The organism is Massilia sp. UYP11 (genome assembly GCF_050434805.1).
Lineage (GTDB): Bacteria > Pseudomonadota > Gammaproteobacteria > Burkholderiales > Burkholderiaceae_D > Telluria.
On sequence record NZ_JBNDJE010000003.1, the window covers coordinates 147,489 to 164,962 of the forward strand.

Annotated in this window: 13 protein-coding genes; 6 read left to right on the top strand and 7 right to left on the bottom strand. The window is 67.5% G+C overall.

What is annotated here, in order from left to right; translation table 11 throughout:
* Window positions 1–101: 101 nt before the first annotated feature.
* From ABIB38_RS07325 to ABIB38_RS07340, 4 genes are read left to right on the top strand one after another with little or no spacing between them, the layout of a single operon-like run.
* Window positions 102–953, top strand: coding sequence for a DUF2092 domain-containing protein (locus tag ABIB38_RS07325; RefSeq protein ID WP_429203052.1), 852 nt, complete (start codon window positions 102–104; stop codon window positions 951–953).
* Between the two features lie 14 nt (window positions 954–967).
* Window positions 968–1,447 carry a hypothetical protein gene (locus tag ABIB38_RS07330; RefSeq protein ID WP_429203053.1) on the top strand — a complete coding sequence of 160 codons (480 nt, stop codon included), beginning with the start codon at window positions 968–970 and terminating at the stop codon, window positions 1,445–1,447.
* Window positions 1,448–1,451: 4 nt separating this feature from the next.
* Entirely contained in the window at window positions 1,452–2,261 is an 810-nt protein-coding gene (locus tag ABIB38_RS07335) for a transporter (protein ID WP_429203055.1), read from the top strand.
* Window positions 2,262–2,265: 4 nt separating this feature from the next.
* Window positions 2,266–3,372 carry a hypothetical protein gene (locus tag ABIB38_RS07340; RefSeq protein ID WP_429203057.1) on the top strand — a complete coding sequence of 369 codons (1,107 nt, stop codon included), beginning with the start codon at window positions 2,266–2,268 and terminating at the stop codon, window positions 3,370–3,372.
* Window positions 3,373–3,648: 276 nt separating this feature from the next.
* Here the strand turns inward: ABIB38_RS07340 and ABIB38_RS07345 are convergent, their stop codons facing one another.
* The 6 genes from ABIB38_RS07345 to ABIB38_RS07370 all read right to left on the bottom strand — a co-directional run bounded on the left by ABIB38_RS07345 (window position 3,649) and on the right by ABIB38_RS07370 (window position 14,135).
* Entirely contained in the window at window positions 3,649–4,515 is an 867-nt protein-coding gene (locus ABIB38_RS07345; protein ID WP_429203059.1) for a MipA/OmpV family protein, read from the bottom strand.
* A 572-nt stretch (window positions 4,516–5,087) separates the two neighbouring features.
* A complete protein-coding gene (locus ABIB38_RS07350) occupies window positions 5,088–5,870 on the bottom strand; it encodes an N-acyl amino acid synthase FeeM domain-containing protein (RefSeq protein ID WP_429203061.1) in 783 nt (260 codons plus the stop codon).
* A 438-nt stretch (window positions 5,871–6,308) separates the two neighbouring features.
* Entirely contained in the window at window positions 6,309–7,463 is a 1,155-nt protein-coding gene (locus ABIB38_RS07355) for an MFS transporter (RefSeq protein ID WP_429203379.1), read from the bottom strand.
* A gap of 322 nt (window positions 7,464–7,785) precedes the next feature.
* Window positions 7,786–9,843 (bottom strand): glycoside hydrolase family 97 protein, encoded by a 2,058-nt coding sequence (locus ABIB38_RS07360; RefSeq protein ID WP_429203063.1) that lies wholly within the window; start codon window positions 9,841–9,843, stop codon window positions 7,786–7,788.
* 12 nt (window positions 9,844–9,855) lie between these two features.
* Window positions 9,856–11,235, bottom strand: coding sequence for an alpha-amylase family glycosyl hydrolase (locus ABIB38_RS07365; RefSeq protein WP_429203065.1), 1,380 nt, complete (start codon window positions 11,233–11,235; stop codon window positions 9,856–9,858).
* A gap of 17 nt (window positions 11,236–11,252) precedes the next feature.
* Window positions 11,253–14,135, bottom strand: coding sequence for a TonB-dependent receptor (locus ABIB38_RS07370; RefSeq protein ID WP_429203066.1), 2,883 nt, complete (start codon window positions 14,133–14,135; stop codon window positions 11,253–11,255).
* A 161-nt stretch (window positions 14,136–14,296) separates the two neighbouring features.
* On the opposite strand from ABIB38_RS07370, the gene ABIB38_RS07375 reads away from it, so the two are divergent.
* Window positions 14,297–14,947: a response regulator transcription factor gene (locus ABIB38_RS07375; protein ID WP_429203067.1), complete on the top strand. Its 651-nt coding sequence runs from the start codon at window positions 14,297–14,299 to the stop codon at window positions 14,945–14,947.
* Entirely contained in the window at window positions 14,940–16,322 is a 1,383-nt protein-coding gene (locus tag ABIB38_RS07380) for an ATP-binding protein (RefSeq protein WP_429203069.1), read from the top strand. Before ABIB38_RS07375 ends, ABIB38_RS07380 begins: the two co-directional genes overlap by 8 nt.
* A 165-nt stretch (window positions 16,323–16,487) precedes the next feature.
* Here the strand turns inward: ABIB38_RS07380 and ABIB38_RS07385 are convergent, their stop codons facing one another.
* Entirely contained in the window at window positions 16,488–17,378 is an 891-nt protein-coding gene (locus tag ABIB38_RS07385; protein ID WP_429203070.1) for an alpha/beta fold hydrolase, read from the bottom strand.
* Window positions 17,379–17,474: the final 96 nt, after the last annotated feature.

The window sequence follows — 17,474 nt, forward strand, 5'->3', positions numbered from 1 at the left end:
GCGCGTTCGGCCTGCCGGTGGCCCACTGGGCGCAGGGTGGCCGCCGGCACGGCGCTGCGGGCTTCCCGGCAAAATCGCGTTCGCCGACGAAAGGAAAGCAGATGCGGGCCGTTCCGATCCGACTCCTGTGCGCCGCGGCCTGGATGCCGCTGGCCTGCCTGGCGGCGCCGCAAGGCGCCTCCCCGGCGCAGCCTCCCGCGCAACCTGCCGCGCAGTCCCCCGCGCCGGCCAAGTCCGACCAGGCCGACCAGGCCGATCAGGCGGCGCAGCCGGCGATCGACCCCGATGCGATGTCCGCCCTCGGCGCCATGGGCGCCTATCTGCGCACCCTGTCCGCGTTCGAAGTCGTCGGGCGCGCCACGACCGAGACCGTGATGGACGACGGCATGAAGCTGCAGTTCGACAGCACCGCGAACCTCAAGGTGCGCCGCCCCGACCGCCTGCGGGTGGACATGGCCAGCGACCGCAAGCAGCGCCAGCTCTTCTATGACGGCAAGACGCTGACCATCTACGGCCAGCGCATCAACTACTACGCGACCGTCCCCGCCCCGCCGACCCTGCGCGAGACCGTCGACACGCTCGGCAAGAAATACGGCATCGAACTGCCGCTGGCCGACCTGTTCTATTGGGGGACGGAACAGGCGCCGGTGTCGGACATCCGGGCGGCGCACTACATCGGTCCGGCAACGGTCGGCAGCCTGAAGGCCGACCACTACGCCTTTCGCCAGGAAGGCGTGGACTGGCAGGTCTGGATCCAGACCGGCAAGACGCCGCTGCCCCTGAAGCTGGCGATCACGGCCAGCGGGCAGCCGGGCGCGCCGACCCACACGTCGTGGCTGCGCTGGAACATCGCGCCACGCTTCACCGACGCCACCTTCGTCTTCCGACCGCCGCCGGGCGCGCTGAAGATCGCTTTGCAGACGGCCGACGGCAAGGTCGCGTCCATCAAATGAACGGGGGAGAACCCATGCCGCTCACTCCAGGACATCGGCGCGTCATCGGTGTGCTGCTCGCGCTGGCCGTCGTCGTCGTCGCCTACGAGGCCGCCGCCCAGCGCGGCGCGGGACGCGTCGGCGGGGCCGCGGTCAGCCGCAGCGGGAGCGTCCACGCGCATCGCGGCGCCTACAGCGGGAGTTACCACGCCTCCAGCCGGGTCAGCCGCACCTCGGTCAACGGCTACGCCGGCGTCAACCGCAACGTCAACGTCAACCGCAATATCAACGTGGATGTCGACCATGATTACTACCGCCCCGGCGCGGCGCTCGCGGTGGCCGGGGCGGCGGCGGTGACGGCGGCGGCGATCGGCTCGGTGGCGTATTCGATCCCGCCCTCTTGCGTGACCGTGGTGCGCGCCGGCGCCACCTACCAGCAATGCGGCAGCACCTGGTACCAGCCGCAGTACGCGGGCACCAGCATGACCTATGTCGTGGTCGAGCCGCCGGGCTGACGCCATGCAGCCCGGCCGCCGTAACGCCTGCGCGGCGGCGCTCGGACTGGCCTGGTGCGCCGGCCCGCCCGCCCAGGCGCAAGAGGCCGAGGACCTGGCCAAGAAGCTGGCCAACCCGGTGGCCGCGATGATCAGCGTGCCGCTGCAGGCCAACGACGACCGCCGCTACGGCCCCACGCGCGACGGCCGCCGGTTCACCATGAACCTGCAACCCGTGGTGCCGGTCACGCTCGACCCCGACTGGACCCTGATCAGCCGCACCATCGTGCCGCTGGTCAGCCAGCACGATCTGGCGCCCGGCGCCGGCAACCAGCACGGCATCGGCGACGTCACCCAGAGTTTTTTCATCTCGCCTTCGCGCCCCGGCGCCAACGGCATCATCTGGGGCGCCGGGCCGGCGTTCCTGCTGCCCACCGGTAGCGAGAGCGCGCTCAGCGCACGCCAGTGGGGTGTCGGTCCGACCGGGGTCGTGCTGCGGCAGCACGGGCCGTGGACCTATGGCGCGCTGGCGAACCACATCTGGTCGTTCGCCGGACATGACGACCGGCCGAACGTCAGCGCCACCTTTCTCCAGCCCTTCCTCAGCTATACCACCAGGAATGCCTGGACCTTCGGCGTCAACACCGAATCCAGCTACGACTGGAAACTGGAGCAGTGGTCGGCGCCGGTCAACCTGACCGTCAGCAAGCTGCTCAGGTTCGGCCGCCAGCCGGTGTCGATCGGCGGCGGCCTGCGCTACTGGGCCGACAGCCCGAGCGGCGGGCCGCGCGACTGGGGCGTGCGCCTGAGCGTGACCTTCCTGTTCGCCAGGTAGGGCGATGAGCGCGAACCAGGAAGCTCCCGGGCAGGACGCGCGCGCTACCCGCTGGCTGGCCGCCTGGGCGGTGTTCATCCTGCTGCTGTACGCGGCCGGCACGCTGGGCGGGGCCAGCCTGCTGCGCGGCTACCGCGCCGACACCGAGCAGGCCAGGCAGGCGGGACTGGCCGACCTCCATGCGCCGCCGGCGCACGCCGAGGCCGCGCGCGGTGCCGCCGCGCCCCCGGACAGGGGCGCGGCAGCGGTGGAGGTGGAGGTTGGAATCGGCGTGCGCCGGGTCGGCGCCGTCACGCCGCACGAAGCCGGCTGGACCGGTGAATTCACGCTCTGGTTCCGCACGCCGGCCGGCGCGGCCATCGACCCGGGAAAAGGCTTCAGGATCGTCAACGGCGACGTGCTGGCGCGCGAGCAGACCGCCGACGACATCCGCGCCGGCCGGCGCTACCAGGAATACCGGGTGGCGGCGCGCATGTCCAAGATGTTCGACGGCGCCCGCTTTCCGCTGGGCGACGAGGCGCTGCTGGTCGAGATCGAGGACGTCGCCCATGCGTCCGCTACGCTGCGCTACGTGGCCGATGCGCGCGACAGCCACGTCGCGCCGGACGCGATGCCGCCCAACGTGAGGCTGGTTACTGCCATGCCCATGGTGCGCCAGCAGATCCACCGCTCCGACGGCGAACGCGTGGCGCGCTCGCGCTTCGTCTATGCGATGCTGGCGGCGCCGAACGGCTACGGCGTCTACCTGAAGCTGTTCCAGGCCCTGTTCGCCTCGGTCGCCATCGCCCTGCTCGCCCTTTACATCAGGCCTTCCGAGGTCGATGCCCGCTTCGGCTTGCCGGTCGGCGCCTTCTTCGCCAGCGTCAGCAACGTCGCCGCCATCATGCCGCTGCTGCCGCCCACCAACCGCATCGCGCTGTCGGACATGATCAACCTGGCCGGCATGGCGACCATCTTCCTCGTGCTGGCGCAGTCGGTGATCGCGCTGTGGCTGGTCGACACGCTGGGGCGCGAGCGGCTGGCGCACCGCTTCGACCGCCTCTCGCTCGCCGTCCTGCTGCCAGGCTATGCGACGCTGAACCTGGTCTTGCCGCTGGCGGCCAGCCCCTGAGACCATGGTCCATGGTCCCACTGTGCGCCCGCGCTTGCTACATTGCCCCTGGAACAGGCCCGCGGCGCCGCTTTCCCGTCCATGCCGACCGCGACCACAACAGCGACACCATGAGCGAACCATCCACGACGCGGGCCGCCGCCGAGCGGCCTGCCCTGCCCCGCACCACGTCGCGCCCGAACGGGCCGACCGCTACCGGGGCCGGTTCGACGCCGGCTGGAACCAGATGCGGCAAGAGATCGGGGAGCGCCAGTAGCGTCGGCCGGCGCGCCGTTCTCAGAACAGGTAGGAGAACGCGACCCCGATCGTCCACTGGTCCGCATCCCCGCGGTCCTCCACCAGCGGACTGTCCTTGGCGTCGTCCAGCAGCCGCTCATAACGCCCGCCGACCGTCATCAGCCATTCCGGATTCAGCTGGGTCGTGATGCTGAAGGGAATCTTGATCGAGGTGACCGACGGGTCGGGATCGTAGGGCACGCCGCCACGCTCCGGAAACAGGCGCAGATCGTCGCCCTGGATGCCGAAATACTTGCGGTTGAAGTCACTACTGGCAAAGAACAGGCCGAAGCCGATGCTTCCGACCAGCTGCATGCCGCCGACAGGCTGCGGGAAGGGATGGACGTAGTTGACGCGCAGGTTGCCGCTGGCGCCGTCGTACACATTATTGGTGTTGCCGACCACGTCGGCGCTGAACACCAGCTTGTGCATCGGCTGGCCTTGCGTCAGCGGCATGTGGTAGGCGACGAAGGCGCCCACTTCGGTGGCCGTGGCGACCGGGAGCATGCGCGAGACGATCTCGTCGTCGGCATCGTCGTCGCGCCGCATGCGCCAGCGCAGCACCGGACCGGCGCGCCAGTCCTTGCGCGGCAGCAGGTTGGCCTGGATCTCGGGCCCGATCACCCGCACGTAGCGGTCGGCACCGAAGTTGTAGTGCAATACCGGCGCAACGGCGCCCTGGTAATCGGACGAGCCGTAATAGTCGGGCACCGCGAACACCCCGAGGCCCACCACGTTGCGTTCTTCGAGCAACTCGACCGGGAGCACGTCCTGGGCGGCGGCGAGCGGTGAACAGAGCAACGCCGCCGCAAGGGCAAGGCTGCGGGGGCTGCATTGGCTGCGGGGGCTGTGCGTGAACGTCTTCATGACTGACCTCTCGGAGCTAGGGGTTGGAACATCGGGGCCGCTCCGGCGCCATTGGCCGGTGCGCTTCGCACTGCTGCTAGGTGTGTAGACAGTGCGCGCCGCGTTTTGTGCCATACCTCGTCAAGAACGTCGTGCATCGGGCCCGGCCCGCGCGTCGGCGGCGGCGGCACTACGACCAAGGTCCACTACCGCCCGCGGCTGGAACGTGCCGATGACCGTGACCAGCCTGGCATGAAGGGATTGGACGCGCCGGCGCCTGCGCCCGACGCGCGCGAAACCGACCATCGCCGCCGGCGCCCTGGAGGCGCGAGCGAGCAGTGTCTCCAGCCATCGTGCAGCAGGCAAGATTGTCGTCCCACGTTCACGTCTTCATCGGCTGCGCCACGTTTTCGCAACATGGATCGCACGTTGGGAGCGAGCGGGTTACCAGCTTACGTATCATCAAACACCCAAACCGCGACCAGCGCTGCGCCCATTACGTTTGTCATGGTCCACGTTCGGGCCCAGGCCCGGACCCGGGGTCCAGGCATGCGCGCCGGCCGGCTGGCGATCAGACGACCATCAGGCGAACTTCAGGCGAACGCCAGTTCGACGCGCGGCCGGGTGGCCGGCGGCAGGGGACGTTGCGGCAACGCCGGCGATGACGGCACGGCCGGACCGATGTCGATGTCCGGATGGTGCGTGTTGAAGAAAAAGTTCAGCATCGGATGGCGCGCCTCGGCCCAGCGCTGCTGGAAGGTCGCGATCTCGAACGCCATGATGCGGTGCGGGATATTGCCCACGTGACGCAGCGGCACCAGACCCAATTCAGGAAACACATCGACGAACATCAGCTGATCGTACTGCTTGTCCACGGGTGGACGGCCTGTCGCCACCGAATAATCAATACCGTTGTCTTCGCAATACATGAAGCAGGCCTTGATCAGTGCAATCTTGACCATGCGGCCGACCCGGCCTTCGTCGATGCCAAGGCGGGTCGCCTCGACCAGGCGCTTGCCCTGCAGCCAGTCGGGCAGGACGATCGACTCTTCCACGCCCAGCGGGCGGTAGAGATTGGTACGGATGCGGGTGCTGCCGATGGGCGTGCCGTCCAGTTTCGATTCGGCCAGCAGGACGATGGTGTCGGCTTCGTAGTCGGCCGCCTCGGGCTGCGCCAGGCTGCGGGCGAAATCCGGGACATGGCGGGCATAGGCGGCGTGGCGGATGCGCACGGCCTTGAGGAGATCCGCTTCGGTTTCCACCCGGCGGACAGTGAACGGCAAGCGCTCGGTTGCGCCTCCAGCGATGGGTGCGCGCGCAGTACGCACGCCTGGCGCCTTCGGGGGGTTGAACACGGCTGCTGGGAACAGCTCCATGGCGGTACTCCTGAGTTAATAGTTTGAAATCGGTTTGTCCTTAATCAAATTATCAATCAGATCACAAAGTATCGAACCATCGAGCAGGCGTGCTTTTTGCCCTCTATTTAAAGGGAAGTACAGCCATGGTTTTGTGTCAAAGTTATTGGTTTTGGCCAAACAAAACCAGGAAAAGCCGGAACTTATTGCTTTACATCAATCTCGCCATGCCTGCGATACGGGCCGGGCCGCCCTTTTCGACGCCGATCCTGGCGGTGAGACGCGAACGCGCGCCCGCGTCTTCGCTAGCGCGCGCGTGGCGATGTCGGCGGCATCCGGCACGGCCGCGCCGATCCAGGCGCCGGCCGGATTGCCGCCCTGGCGGTCGTCATCGAATGGCGGCAATGCGCCCGACGCGGTTCGGGTCCATGGAAGACCCAGTGGCGAATGCGCGCGGCGCTAGCGGCGCGCTCCGTCGATCTTCGGCAGCAGCGCCGCCATGATGCCCAGGAGTGGCAGGAAAGATGCGATCCGGTACACCTGATCGATGCCGTGGATGTCGGCGATGTGGCCCATGGCCGCCGCGCCCACGCCGCTGATGCCGAACATCAGGCCGAAGAAGATGCCCGAGATCAGGCCGACCTTGCCCGGCACCAGTTCCTGGGCGTAGACCACGATGGCCGAGAAGGCCGACGACATCACCAGCCCGATCACGACCGACAGCACGCCGGTCCAGAACAGGTCTGCGTACGGCAGCGCGATGGTGAACGGCGCCGCGCCCAGGATCGAGAACCAGATCACGCGCTTGCGCCCGATCTTGTCGCCGACCGGGCCGCCGGCGAAGGTGCCTGCGGCCACCGAGGCCAGGAACAGGAACAGGTACAGCTGGGCGGTGCCGACCGGCAGCTGGAATTTCTCGATCAGGAAGAAGGTGTAGTAGGTCTGCAGGCTGGCCATGTAGATGTACTTGGAGAACACCAGCAGCGCCAGCACCACCAGGGCCTGGATCACCTTCTTGCGCGGCAGCTTTGGTCCGGCGTGCTGCGCGGCCTTCCTGATCATGTTCATCAGGTGGTTGCTGTACCAGCGGCTCACGCCGACCAGCACCGCCACCGCGACCAGCACCAGCAGCATGAACCAGGCGATCTCGGCCTGGCCGCGCCCGACCACGACGGCCGCCGCCAGCAGCGGGCCGAGCGCCGAGCCGGCGTTGCCGCCGACCTGGAACAGCGACTGGGCGAAGCCGAAGCGCCCGCCCGAGGCCAGGCGCGCCACGCGCGAAGCCTCGGGGTGGAAGGTCGAGGAGCCGACGCCGATCAGCGCCGCCGCCAGCAGCAGCATGGGATAGCTGTCGGCCCACGCCAGCAGGCCGACGCCGAGCAAGGTCACGCACATCCCGGCCGGCAGCAGGAAGGGAATCGGGCGCCGGTCGGTGTACAGGCCGATCCAGGGCTGCAGCAGCGAGGCGGTGCACTGGAACGTCAATGTGATCAGGCCGACCTGGGTGAAGGTCAGGTCGAATTCCTGCTTGAGCAGCGGGTAGATCGAGGGCAGCACGGCCTGCACGCAGTCGTTGAGCAGGTGGACGAAGGCAACCGAGAACAGGATTTGCATCACGGCGCCGGAGGCGGCGGGCGTGACCGGGGAAGACGAAGACTGTGGAATGGACATGGGACGACGGACTCGGATTGCGCCAACGCGGTATGGACAATCCAACAGCATATGCCAAATTCGGCATTTGCGTGCGACGTGGTGCCTTCCTGGAACACCCGTATCGTCGCCTTCCCCGCTATCGTTTGCACGTCGTTCCCGCGAAGGCGGGAACCCAAGTGTGCGTGCGTATCGCATACTTCACGCGATTGTGGCAATGCGAATGCCTTGGGTTCCCGCCTCCGCGGGAACGACGGGTTTGAGCTAACGAAAGAACAACGCTTTCTTACTTCACCGGCACAAGGCGGATCGCCTGTCCGCCGCCCGGCGCCAGCACCATCCGGATGGTATCAAGGCTGGTCACGTTGCGCTTCTCGATCGCGATGTCGAAGCGGCGCTGGTCGTCGCGATAGTCGGCGTTGTCGCCGTCGCGGTAGATCTCGGCCACGTAGGTCTTGCCCGCGTCCAGGAAGTCCAGCTTCAGGTCGAGCGTGCGGCGGCTGCCATCGGTCACCGAGCCGACGTACCAGTCACTCGACGCGCGGTCCTTGCGCACGATGGTCACGTATTCGCCCACCGCGCCATGCGGCACGCGGGTGTCTTCCCAGTCGGCCGGGACGTCCTTGATGAACTGGAACGGGCCCGGATAGCGCTCGTAGTGCTCGATCAGGTCGGCCGCCATCACCACCGGCGAATAGATCACCACGAAGTTGGCGAGCTGCTTGGCCTGGGTCGAGTTGAACGGCCGCTTGTCCTTGCCTTCCAGGCTCAGGATGCCCGGCGTGTAGTCGAGCGGGCCGCTCAGCATGCGGGTGAACACCAGGTTGGCCTCGTGCTCGACACTGTTGACCGGATTGCCCCAGGCGTTGTACTCGACGCCGCGCGCGCCTTCGCGCGAGATCCAGTTCGGATATGTGCGGCGCAGGCCGGTGTCCTTCACCGGTTCATGGGTATTGATCGCGATCTTGTAGCGCGCCGCCTCCTCGACCACCTTCTGGTAGTGGCGCACGCCCTCCTGCGAATCCGTGTAGCCGAAATGAACCTTGCCGTTCCTGCCCATGAACTGGGCAGCGCCGCCATCGGTCACGTAGCCGGTCTTGATGCTGTCCACGCCGTGTTTCGCATACAGCTTGAAGGCCGCGTCCATCTGCTTCTCGTAGTGCGCGATATTGCCGCCGGTTTCGTGGTGGCCGATCAGGTGCACGCCCTTCTTGCGGCCGTAGTCGGTCACGGCGGCGATGTCGAAGCTCGGATGCGCCTTCGTGAAGTCCATGTCCAGGCCGTTGCCGGCCCAGTCGCTGTCCCAGCCCGGGTTCCAGCCCTCGACCAGCACGCCGCGAAAACCGTGCTTGGCCGCGAAGTCGATGTAGCGCTTGGTGTATTCGGTGGTGGCGCCGTGTTTCGGACCCGATGCCCACGATTTGGTTTCCAGGTGCATGTCCCACCACACGCCGACGTACTTCGACGGCTTGACCCACGAGACGTCGCCCAGCTTGTTCGGTTCGTTCAGGTTCAGCACCAGGTCGGACATGTACAGGCCCGCCGCGTCGTCGGCGATCTGCATCGTGCGCCATGGCGTGGTGAAGGCGCCGGTGCGCACCACCGGGTTGCCGGTGGCGGACGGGGTCAGGTGCGCGCGCAGGCGCTGGCCCTCGACCCGGCGCAGCCACATCGAGGCATAGTCGACCAGGGCCGCCTCGTGGAAGGCGATGTGGGTGCCGTTCTCCATGCGCACCGTCATCGGGGTGTTGGCCATGCCCACCTCTGCCAGCCGCGACTTCTGGATCGGGTATTCCAGCGCCCAGACTTCACCCGCCTGCTGCCACCAGGCGGTGGCCGGCTGCGCGACCACGAATTCGGTCAGCTCGTCGGCGATGTGCGTGGCGCGGTTGTTCGGCAGCTTGGGGAACTCGTAGCGAAAGCCCAGGCCGTCGTCGTACACGCGGAACACGATCGCCAGGCGGCGCCCGTCGTTCTTCTTGACGTCGACCCGCATCTGGCGGTAGTGGTTGCGCACCGTGCGGCGCTCGCCCCAGGGCTGCTCCCAGGTGCCGTCATGGTCGGTGACCACCTGGCGCTCGATCTTGAAGCCCGCGTCCAGCGGCTTGTCGCTGCCCAGCACGAAGCCCAGGCGCGACGGCGCGATCACCGGCTGGCCACGGCGTTCGACCTGGTACGACAGGCGCCCGTCCGGCGCGACCTGCACCGACACGTTCAGCACCTTGCCCGGCGACTCGACGCTCGCGCTCATGGCTTCGGCCGCGAAGGCGCTGCTACTCACCACCATGCCCAGCACCACGCAGCAATGCGCGGCCAGGCCGACGTTCATGAATCTGGAAACCATATCTCTCCTTGTTTACTTCACCAGCACCCGGTAGCTCCACGGTGCCATCTCAAAATTGGTCGATCCGCCCACCTCGACCCTGGCGCCGGTGGCGAAGTCGCGGTACGAACCGTGATGCAGCGTCTTGTCGAAGCTCGCCCTGACCGGCTTGTCCGACAGGTTCAGGGCGACGAACACCTTGTCCTTGTCGTTGGCGCGCACGAAGCTCAACACCTGCGCCGGCGCGCCGTTCGGCACCTGCACCATCCGCGCGCCGTATTCGCCGTTCCACAGCGCCGTGTTCTGTTTCTTGAGCGCGATCAGCTTCTTGTAGAACGCCGTGTAGGGCGAGGCGTTCCACGCGATCGGGTCGCGCTCGAAGAAGGCCAGGCGCCTGGTGTTGCCCGCCTCCTGGCCGTTGTAGACCAGCGGGATGCCTTCGCTGACAAAACTGAACACGATCGCCGCGTCGACCGCCGGGCCGAAGGCCTCGAACTCGGTGCCGTCCCAGGCGTTCTTGTCGTGGTTCGTCGTGTACAGCATGCGGTAGGCCTGGCGCGGATAGAACTTGGCGTTCCAGGCGTAATAGACGTGCAGGCGGGTGGCGTCCGAGCGGCCGCGCGCGATGTCGTGCAGCGCCTCCCACCAGGTCCAGGCATAGCTGGCGTCGAAGGCGTCGCGGTGCATGTCGCGGCTCTCCCACTCGGCCAGCATGAACACCGGTTTGATGGCGCGCAGCTCGCGGCTGGCGTGGTCCCAGAAGTCCTGCGGCACCAGGCCGGCGGCGTCCACGCGATAGCCGTCGATGCCGGCCTCGGTCAGCCAGAACTTCATGGCCTCGAGCATGTAGCGGCGCAGCCCGGGCTTGCCGTAGTCGAGGTCGATGATGTCGTCCCAGTTGAACCAGGGCGTCGGCTGCGGCTTGCCATCCGGCCCCTTGGCGTACCAGTCGGGGTGCTGCGCCATCAGCACGTTGTCCCACGAGGTGTGGTTGCCGACCCAGTCGATGATCACGCGCAGGCCCAGCGCGTGGGCGCGCGCCACGAAAGCGCGCAGGTCGGCCATGGTGCCCAGCTCGGGATTGACGGCGCGAAAATCGCGCACCGCGTAGGGGCTGCCCAGCGAACCCTTGCGCTTGACTTCGCCGATCGGGTGGATTGGCATCAGCCACAGGATGCCGACGCCCAGCTCCTTCAGGCGCGGCAACTGGTCCGTCGCGGCCTTGAGCGTGCCTTCCGGCGTGAACTGGCGCGTGTTGATCTGGTAGATGGTGGCATTCCTGGTCCAGTCGGCGTGCTGGAACTGCACGTACTCGCGCGGCCGGTAAGGATCGGTAGCGGGCGCCGCCAGCGCCGCCGGCGCGGCGGCCAGCAGCGACAGCGCCGCAATGGCATGGGCGAGGATTGGCTTCATGGGCAGTCCGGTCATGGTCAGAACTTGTAGTTGAGACCCGCCGAGTAGGTGCGGCCGAAGGTGACGGTGTTGGTGTACACCGTCGGATCGCTGGTGTACTCGCGGAACGGTTCGTTGGTCAGGTTATGCCCTTGCAGGAACACCGACCAGCCCTGGAGCATCCCGCCCTGGAAATCGTAGGACACCTGGGCGTCGGCGATCGTCTCGCCCTTGATGAAGGTGAACTGCGATTCGCTGCGGTAGTCGAGGATCTGGCCGATGAAGCTCGAGCGACGGTAAGCCGCCAGCGACACCTGCAGGCCGTGCTTCTCGTAGTACAGGCGCAGGCTGGTCACGTTGCGCGACAGGCCCGGCAGCCCGATCTCGGACACCGCGCCGTTGAACACCGGCGCATTGCTGCCGGTGACGAAAGCGCTGGTCGGCAGGCGCACCGAGGAATCGGTGTGCGAATGGTTCACCTGCACGCCGAAGCCATCCAGCGCGTTCACGACCAGGCCGAACGGCAGGTTGGCCGACAGCTCGATGCCGCGCATGATGCCGCCCTCCCCGTTCTGCGGCATGGTCAGGAAGCCGACCGTCGAGCCGGCGTACTGGCCGGTGGCCGGCAGCGGCGTGGTCGGACTGGTGTACTGGGCGAAGTCGAACATCTGCGGCGCATTGATCACGTAGTTGTCGAGCTTCTTGTAGAACAGCGCGGCGCTGACGTAACCCTTCTTGCCGAAGTATTTTTCGTACGACAGGTCGAGCGCACGCGCCTCATAGGGTTTGAGTTCCGGGTTGCCGGCGAAGCCGGTCAGCGCCGGGTCATCGGCGGTGGCGCTCTGCAGGCCGAAGTTCATGCTGGCCTTGAGGTTGTCCAGGTTGGCGCGCGAGACCTGCTTGCCGGCGCCCAGGCGCAGCAGTTGGTCGTTGCCCAGGTCGAAGGTCAGGTTCAGGCTGGGCAAGACCTTCGTGTAGTCGACGCCGCCGGTCTTGACGACCGCCGGGCAGGTGTCCGTGGTGATGCCGGTGCAGTTGGCGAGGTCAACCTGGTTGCCGCTGGCGCGCTGGCGGGTATCGACCACCTGCACGCCGATATTGCCGCTGTACGGCAGCGACATCAGGGTGCCGTCGAGTTCGCCCATCAGGTAGGCGGTGGTGACCTTCTCGCCCACCGTCCAGTCGCGCGCCAGCACGGTGGCGTCGACCCAGCGGTTCAGTTCATACAGCGTGCCCAGGCTGCCGGTCGGGTCGAACGCCGCGACCGGGATGCCGGTCGGGCCGGCGACATCAAGGCCGCTGCCCGGCATCTGGATAGCGGCGTAGCCGTCGCCGCCGCGCACCGACAGCCGCCCCTCCTCGCCCAGGCGCGACTTGTCGCGCTTGGTGTAATTGACGCCGACGCGCAGCGCGGCCAGCGGGCCCCAGTCGGTGTCGCGTTCGGCCGACAAGCGCACCGCCTGCACCTTGTCGTCGATGGTCGGCAGCGCCAGGTAGCCGGCCTGCGGCGACAGCGGGCCGCCGCCCCAGCCGGCGACGTCGGTCAGCAGGGCCACGCTGCGGTCGGCGTAGTTCAGGCTCGGGCTGTAACGCACGTCGGCGAAGTTGTTGCCGTTGAAGCCGCTGTAGCTGATCGAACCGAGCTGGCTCTCGGGCGTGTTGCCCGGCTGGCCGGCCAGGGTCTCGAAATTGCTGATGCGCTTGGTGCCCTTCGAGTACGACAGGTCGTTCACGATGCGCCATTCGCCCACCTTGAGCTCGTTATTCACGCCGAGCGACAGCAGGCGGTCCTTGTTCGAGAACAGGTGGTTGCGCACGTCGCCCTTGTAATTACTGAACGTGCCGGCGCTGACGATGCCGTTCTCGATGGTGGCGTTGGTCAGCACCGCGTCCGGATCGTAGATGCCGGTGCCGCCGACGATCGCGCCTTCGAGGCCGGTCTTCTTGGTCGCCTCTTCGCCGCGCGAGTAGAACGCGTCGAAGGTGGAGCGGAACTTGTCGTTGGGCCTGAACTGCAGGGTGACCGAGGCGCCGTCGCGCTCGGCCTTGCGGCGCGAGGTCTCGGCCATGAAGCCGTTGATCGCCCTGACGGTCTGGCCGTTATAGTCGATGTCGGCGGTGTTGGCGCCCCAGCTGTCGAATTTGAGTTCGCCGCCGTTGTCCTGCTTGAACGAGGTCAGGCCGACCGACAGGCCCAGCTTGCGGCCGAAGTACTGGTCGACGTAGGTCAGCGTCTTGCGGTGGCCCGAGCCGAGGTCGGAACCGGAACCGAAGCCGATGCGCTCCTTGCGCGCATTGGCGGCGAACATGCGCTTGCCGAAATCGAGCGGGCGCAGGGTGCGCAGGTCGATGGTCGAGGCCAGGCCCTGGCCGATCAGGCTCGCGTCCGGCGTTTTATAGACCAGCACGCTGCCGGTCAGCTCGGACGGGAACAGGTCGAATTCGGGGCTGCGCGCATCGCTGGTGGAGGCCTGCTCGCGGCCGTTGAGCAGGGAGCCGTTGAAGGTCGGCGACATGCCGCGCACGCTGACTTCGGTCGCCTTGCCGTTGATCTTGCTGCGCTGGGTGGTCACGCCCGACAGGCGCGAGATCGACTGGGCGACGGTGGTGTCGGGGAGCTTGCCGATGTCTTCGGCGGAGACGGCTTCGACGATGGACGTCGCGTTGCGCTTGATCTCGATGGCCGCCTCGATGCCGCGCCGGATGCCGGACACGTTGACGGTGGCGATCGGGGCTTCCCCCGTGACCGTGGCCGCGGGACGATTGGCGTCAACAGGGTCCTGGGCGCCGGCTTCCTGCGCCTGCAGCGGGGCCGCCATCAACAAGAGCGCGCAGGCGCCTGCAATGGGGTGCAATTGCGGATGCAACCGCAGTTGCAACTGTAAGCCCTGGCGCCGCGCGCCATTCCGACGTGTCGTCATGCTTGTCTCCTGTTTTGTCGTTATTTCCAGCTTGTTGCTGGTTGGATGCGATGGTCCGACATCGCGCGGGCGGGGTCAACGCATGCGCTGAAGCGAATCTGAAGATTCGGCGGCGCCCCGCCGGTTCGCCGCGCTGGTAAACTCGGGCCATGAAAATTCTCATGATCGAAGACGATCTGGCCATCGGCCAGGCGCTGTTGTCGGTGTTCCAGGACGAGGGCCACACGGCGGTCTGGCTGCGCCTCGCGGCCGACGCCGGGGCGCGCATCCGGGGCGAAGCCTTCGACGCGGTGGTTCTCGACCTCGGCCTGCCCGACGGCGACGGCAACGACCTGCTGCGCCAGCTGCGCGCCGACGGCGTGCGCCTGCCGGTCTTGATCATCAGCGCGCGCGACAGCCTGCAAGACCGCCTGAAGGGCTTCGACCTGGGCGCGGACGACTACCTGATCAAGCCGTTCGAGATTCCCGAGCTCCTGGTGCGCCTGCGCGCGCTGGTGCGCCGCAGCCACGGCACGCTCGAAGAAAACCTGTGGACGGCGGGCGACATCGTGCTGGACGAGAACCGCATGGCGGTCACGCGCGGCGGCCAGCCGGTGACGCTGTCGAAGACCGAGTTCGCGCTGCTCTTGACGCTCATGAAGCAGGCCAACCGGGTCTTGACGCGGGTGGAGCTGGAACGGCGCGCGCTGCCCGCCGGCGATGGACAAAGCCAGACCCTGGACGTGCACATCTTCAACCTGCGCAAGAAGATCGGCGAAGGCGTGATCCGCACCGTGCGCGGCGTCGGCTACATGGTGCAGCAGGATGCTTAGCAGGCTGGCGAACCGGCCGTCGTCGCTGTTCCAGCGCCTGATGTTCAGCTTCACGGGCGTGATCATCGTCGTGGCCATCATCGGACTGGTGTGGGTGTTCCTCGAGGCCAAGGCCACCCAGCGCAGCCGCACCTTCAGCGAGAACAAGGCGCATACCGCCAATATCCAGGCCCACCTGTCTGACATCGGCCCGGACGTGGCGCGCATGCTGCCGGTGCTGGCGGAGATCGAAGCGAACCGCGTGCGCATGTTCCAGGAACTTGATTACCACTCGCACGTGCGGGTGCGCGTCTGGCTGCAGGGCCGCCTGATCTACAACTCGGCGCCGCAGTGGCCCGACCGGCTGCCCGAAGTCGCCACCCGCGACGCCTATTCCTGGGTACGCTGGGAGGCCCGCGACACGCTCCAGGACATCGTGGTCGAGCGCAGCCACGAAGTCGACGACGAGTGGATGTTTTCGATCGGCGGCGTGGGATTCCTGCTGTCCTCGACCATCTTCAGCCTGCCGCTGCTCCTGATTCCCGCCTGGCTGATCGTCGGCATCGGCCTGCGTCCGCTGCGCTCGATCGCCTCCAGCATCGCCCAGCGTTCGGACGGCGACCTGACGCCCGTGCCGGATTCCACCTACCGCGAACTGTCGCCGCTGGTCGACGCGATCAACGGGCTGATGGCGCGCCTGTCCCAGCGCATCGAGCACGAGCACGAGTTCCTGACCGATGCGGCGCACGAGCTCAAGACGCCGCTGGCGGCGATCCAGATCAACGCCCACGTGCTGCTCAGCCGCGCCGGCAGCGAGATGGCCGAGCGCTGCGCCGAACCGGCGGCCGGGCTGCGAAGCGGCGTGGCGCGCGCCACCCACACCGTGCACCAGCTGCTGGCCCTCGAACGGGCGCGCGCCGAGCCGCAGGTCGACCACCCCTGCCCGCAAACGGACGTCGCCGAGTTCGTGCGCGACCGGGTGGCGGCGGCGGCGCACCTGGCGGTGCAGCGCAACATCGAGATCGAGTTCCACGCCGATGCCGACGGCAGCGTGCCGCTGCACCTGGAAAGCATGGCCTCCGCCGTCGATAACCTGATCAGCAACGCGATCAAGTATTCGCCGCAGGACAGCCGCATCGCGGTGCGGCTCGTGCGCATCGGCCACATCTACCGCCTGGCGATCGGCGACCAGGGACCGGGCGTCGCGCCGGAGCTGCGCGACAAGGTGTTCGAACGCTTCTACCGGGTGCCGGGACAGGAACAGTCGGGCAGCGGCCTGGGACTGGCGATCGCCGAACGCGGCGCCGCGCGCAATGGCGGCATCATCGTGCTGTCGGACGGCGAAGGCGGCCGTGGGTTGACGGCGACCATCGAGTTCGCGGGCGCCGCGGTCTGAATCACCTGATCCGGCGCGCGCCTGTCGCACGTCGTTCCCGCGCAGGCGGGAACCCCAGTTTCATGCGTTGCCACCAACATCTGATATATCGACTGCGCTGGCGGCCTTGGGTTCCCGCCTGCGCGGGAACGACGTTTCAACCGTGCGGGCTGCGGATGCCAGTCGTCAGGCCGCCAGAAACGGCAGCACGCGCGCCAGCAGCAGCTCGGGCGCTTCCTCGGCGATGTAGTGCCCGCAGGGCAGCGCCCCGCCCTGCACGTCGTCGGCCGCCAGCTTCCATTCGCTCAACGGATCGAAGCAGCGCCCCACCACGCCCTGCTCGCCCCACAGCGCCAGCAGCGGCATCCGGAGCTTTCGCCCTTCCTTGCGATCAAACCGGTCGTGTTCCAGGTCGATCGTGGCGGCGGCCCGGTAATCCTCGCAGATCCCGTGCGCCGCGCCCGGCAGCGCCAGGCAGCGCTGGTATTCGCTCAGCGCGCGCGGATCGAACGGCGCCAGGCCCGCGCTGCGCTTGCCCATCACGTCACGCACATAAGCCCCCGGGTCGGCCTCGATCAGGCGCTCGGGCATGGGCGCCGGCTGGATCAGGAAGAACCAGTGCCAGTAGGCGCGCGCGAACGCTTCCGAGGTCTGCTCGTACATCGCCAGGGTCGGCGCGATGTCGAGCAACGCCATCCGCTCGACTGCCTGTGGATGGTCCAGCGCCAGCCGATGCGCCACGCGCGCGCCGCGGTCGTGGGCCAGCACCTTGAAGGTGTCGAAGCCGAGGACGCGCATGACGGCCAGCGCATCGAGCGCCATCGTGCGCTTGCTGTAGTTGGCGTGGTCGGCGTCGCCCTGCGGCTTGCCCGAGTCGCCATAGCCGCGCAGGTCGCAGGCCACCACCGTGAAGCGCTCGGCGAGGGCCGGCGCGACCTTGTGCCAGATGGCGTGGGTTTGCGGGTGGCCGTGCAGCAGCAGCAGCGGCGGGCCGGAGCCGCCGGTGATGGCGTTGATGGCGACCGACGGCGCCACGGCGACTTGCAGGGAACGGAAATCCGGGAATAGCGATGTCAAGGCGTGTCTTTCGCGTGCTCGTGAAGCTTCACTTTATCACGGCCGCGATCGGCCCCGCGGCCGACGACGCCGCCTCATGCAAGCAGGGTTTTCTGA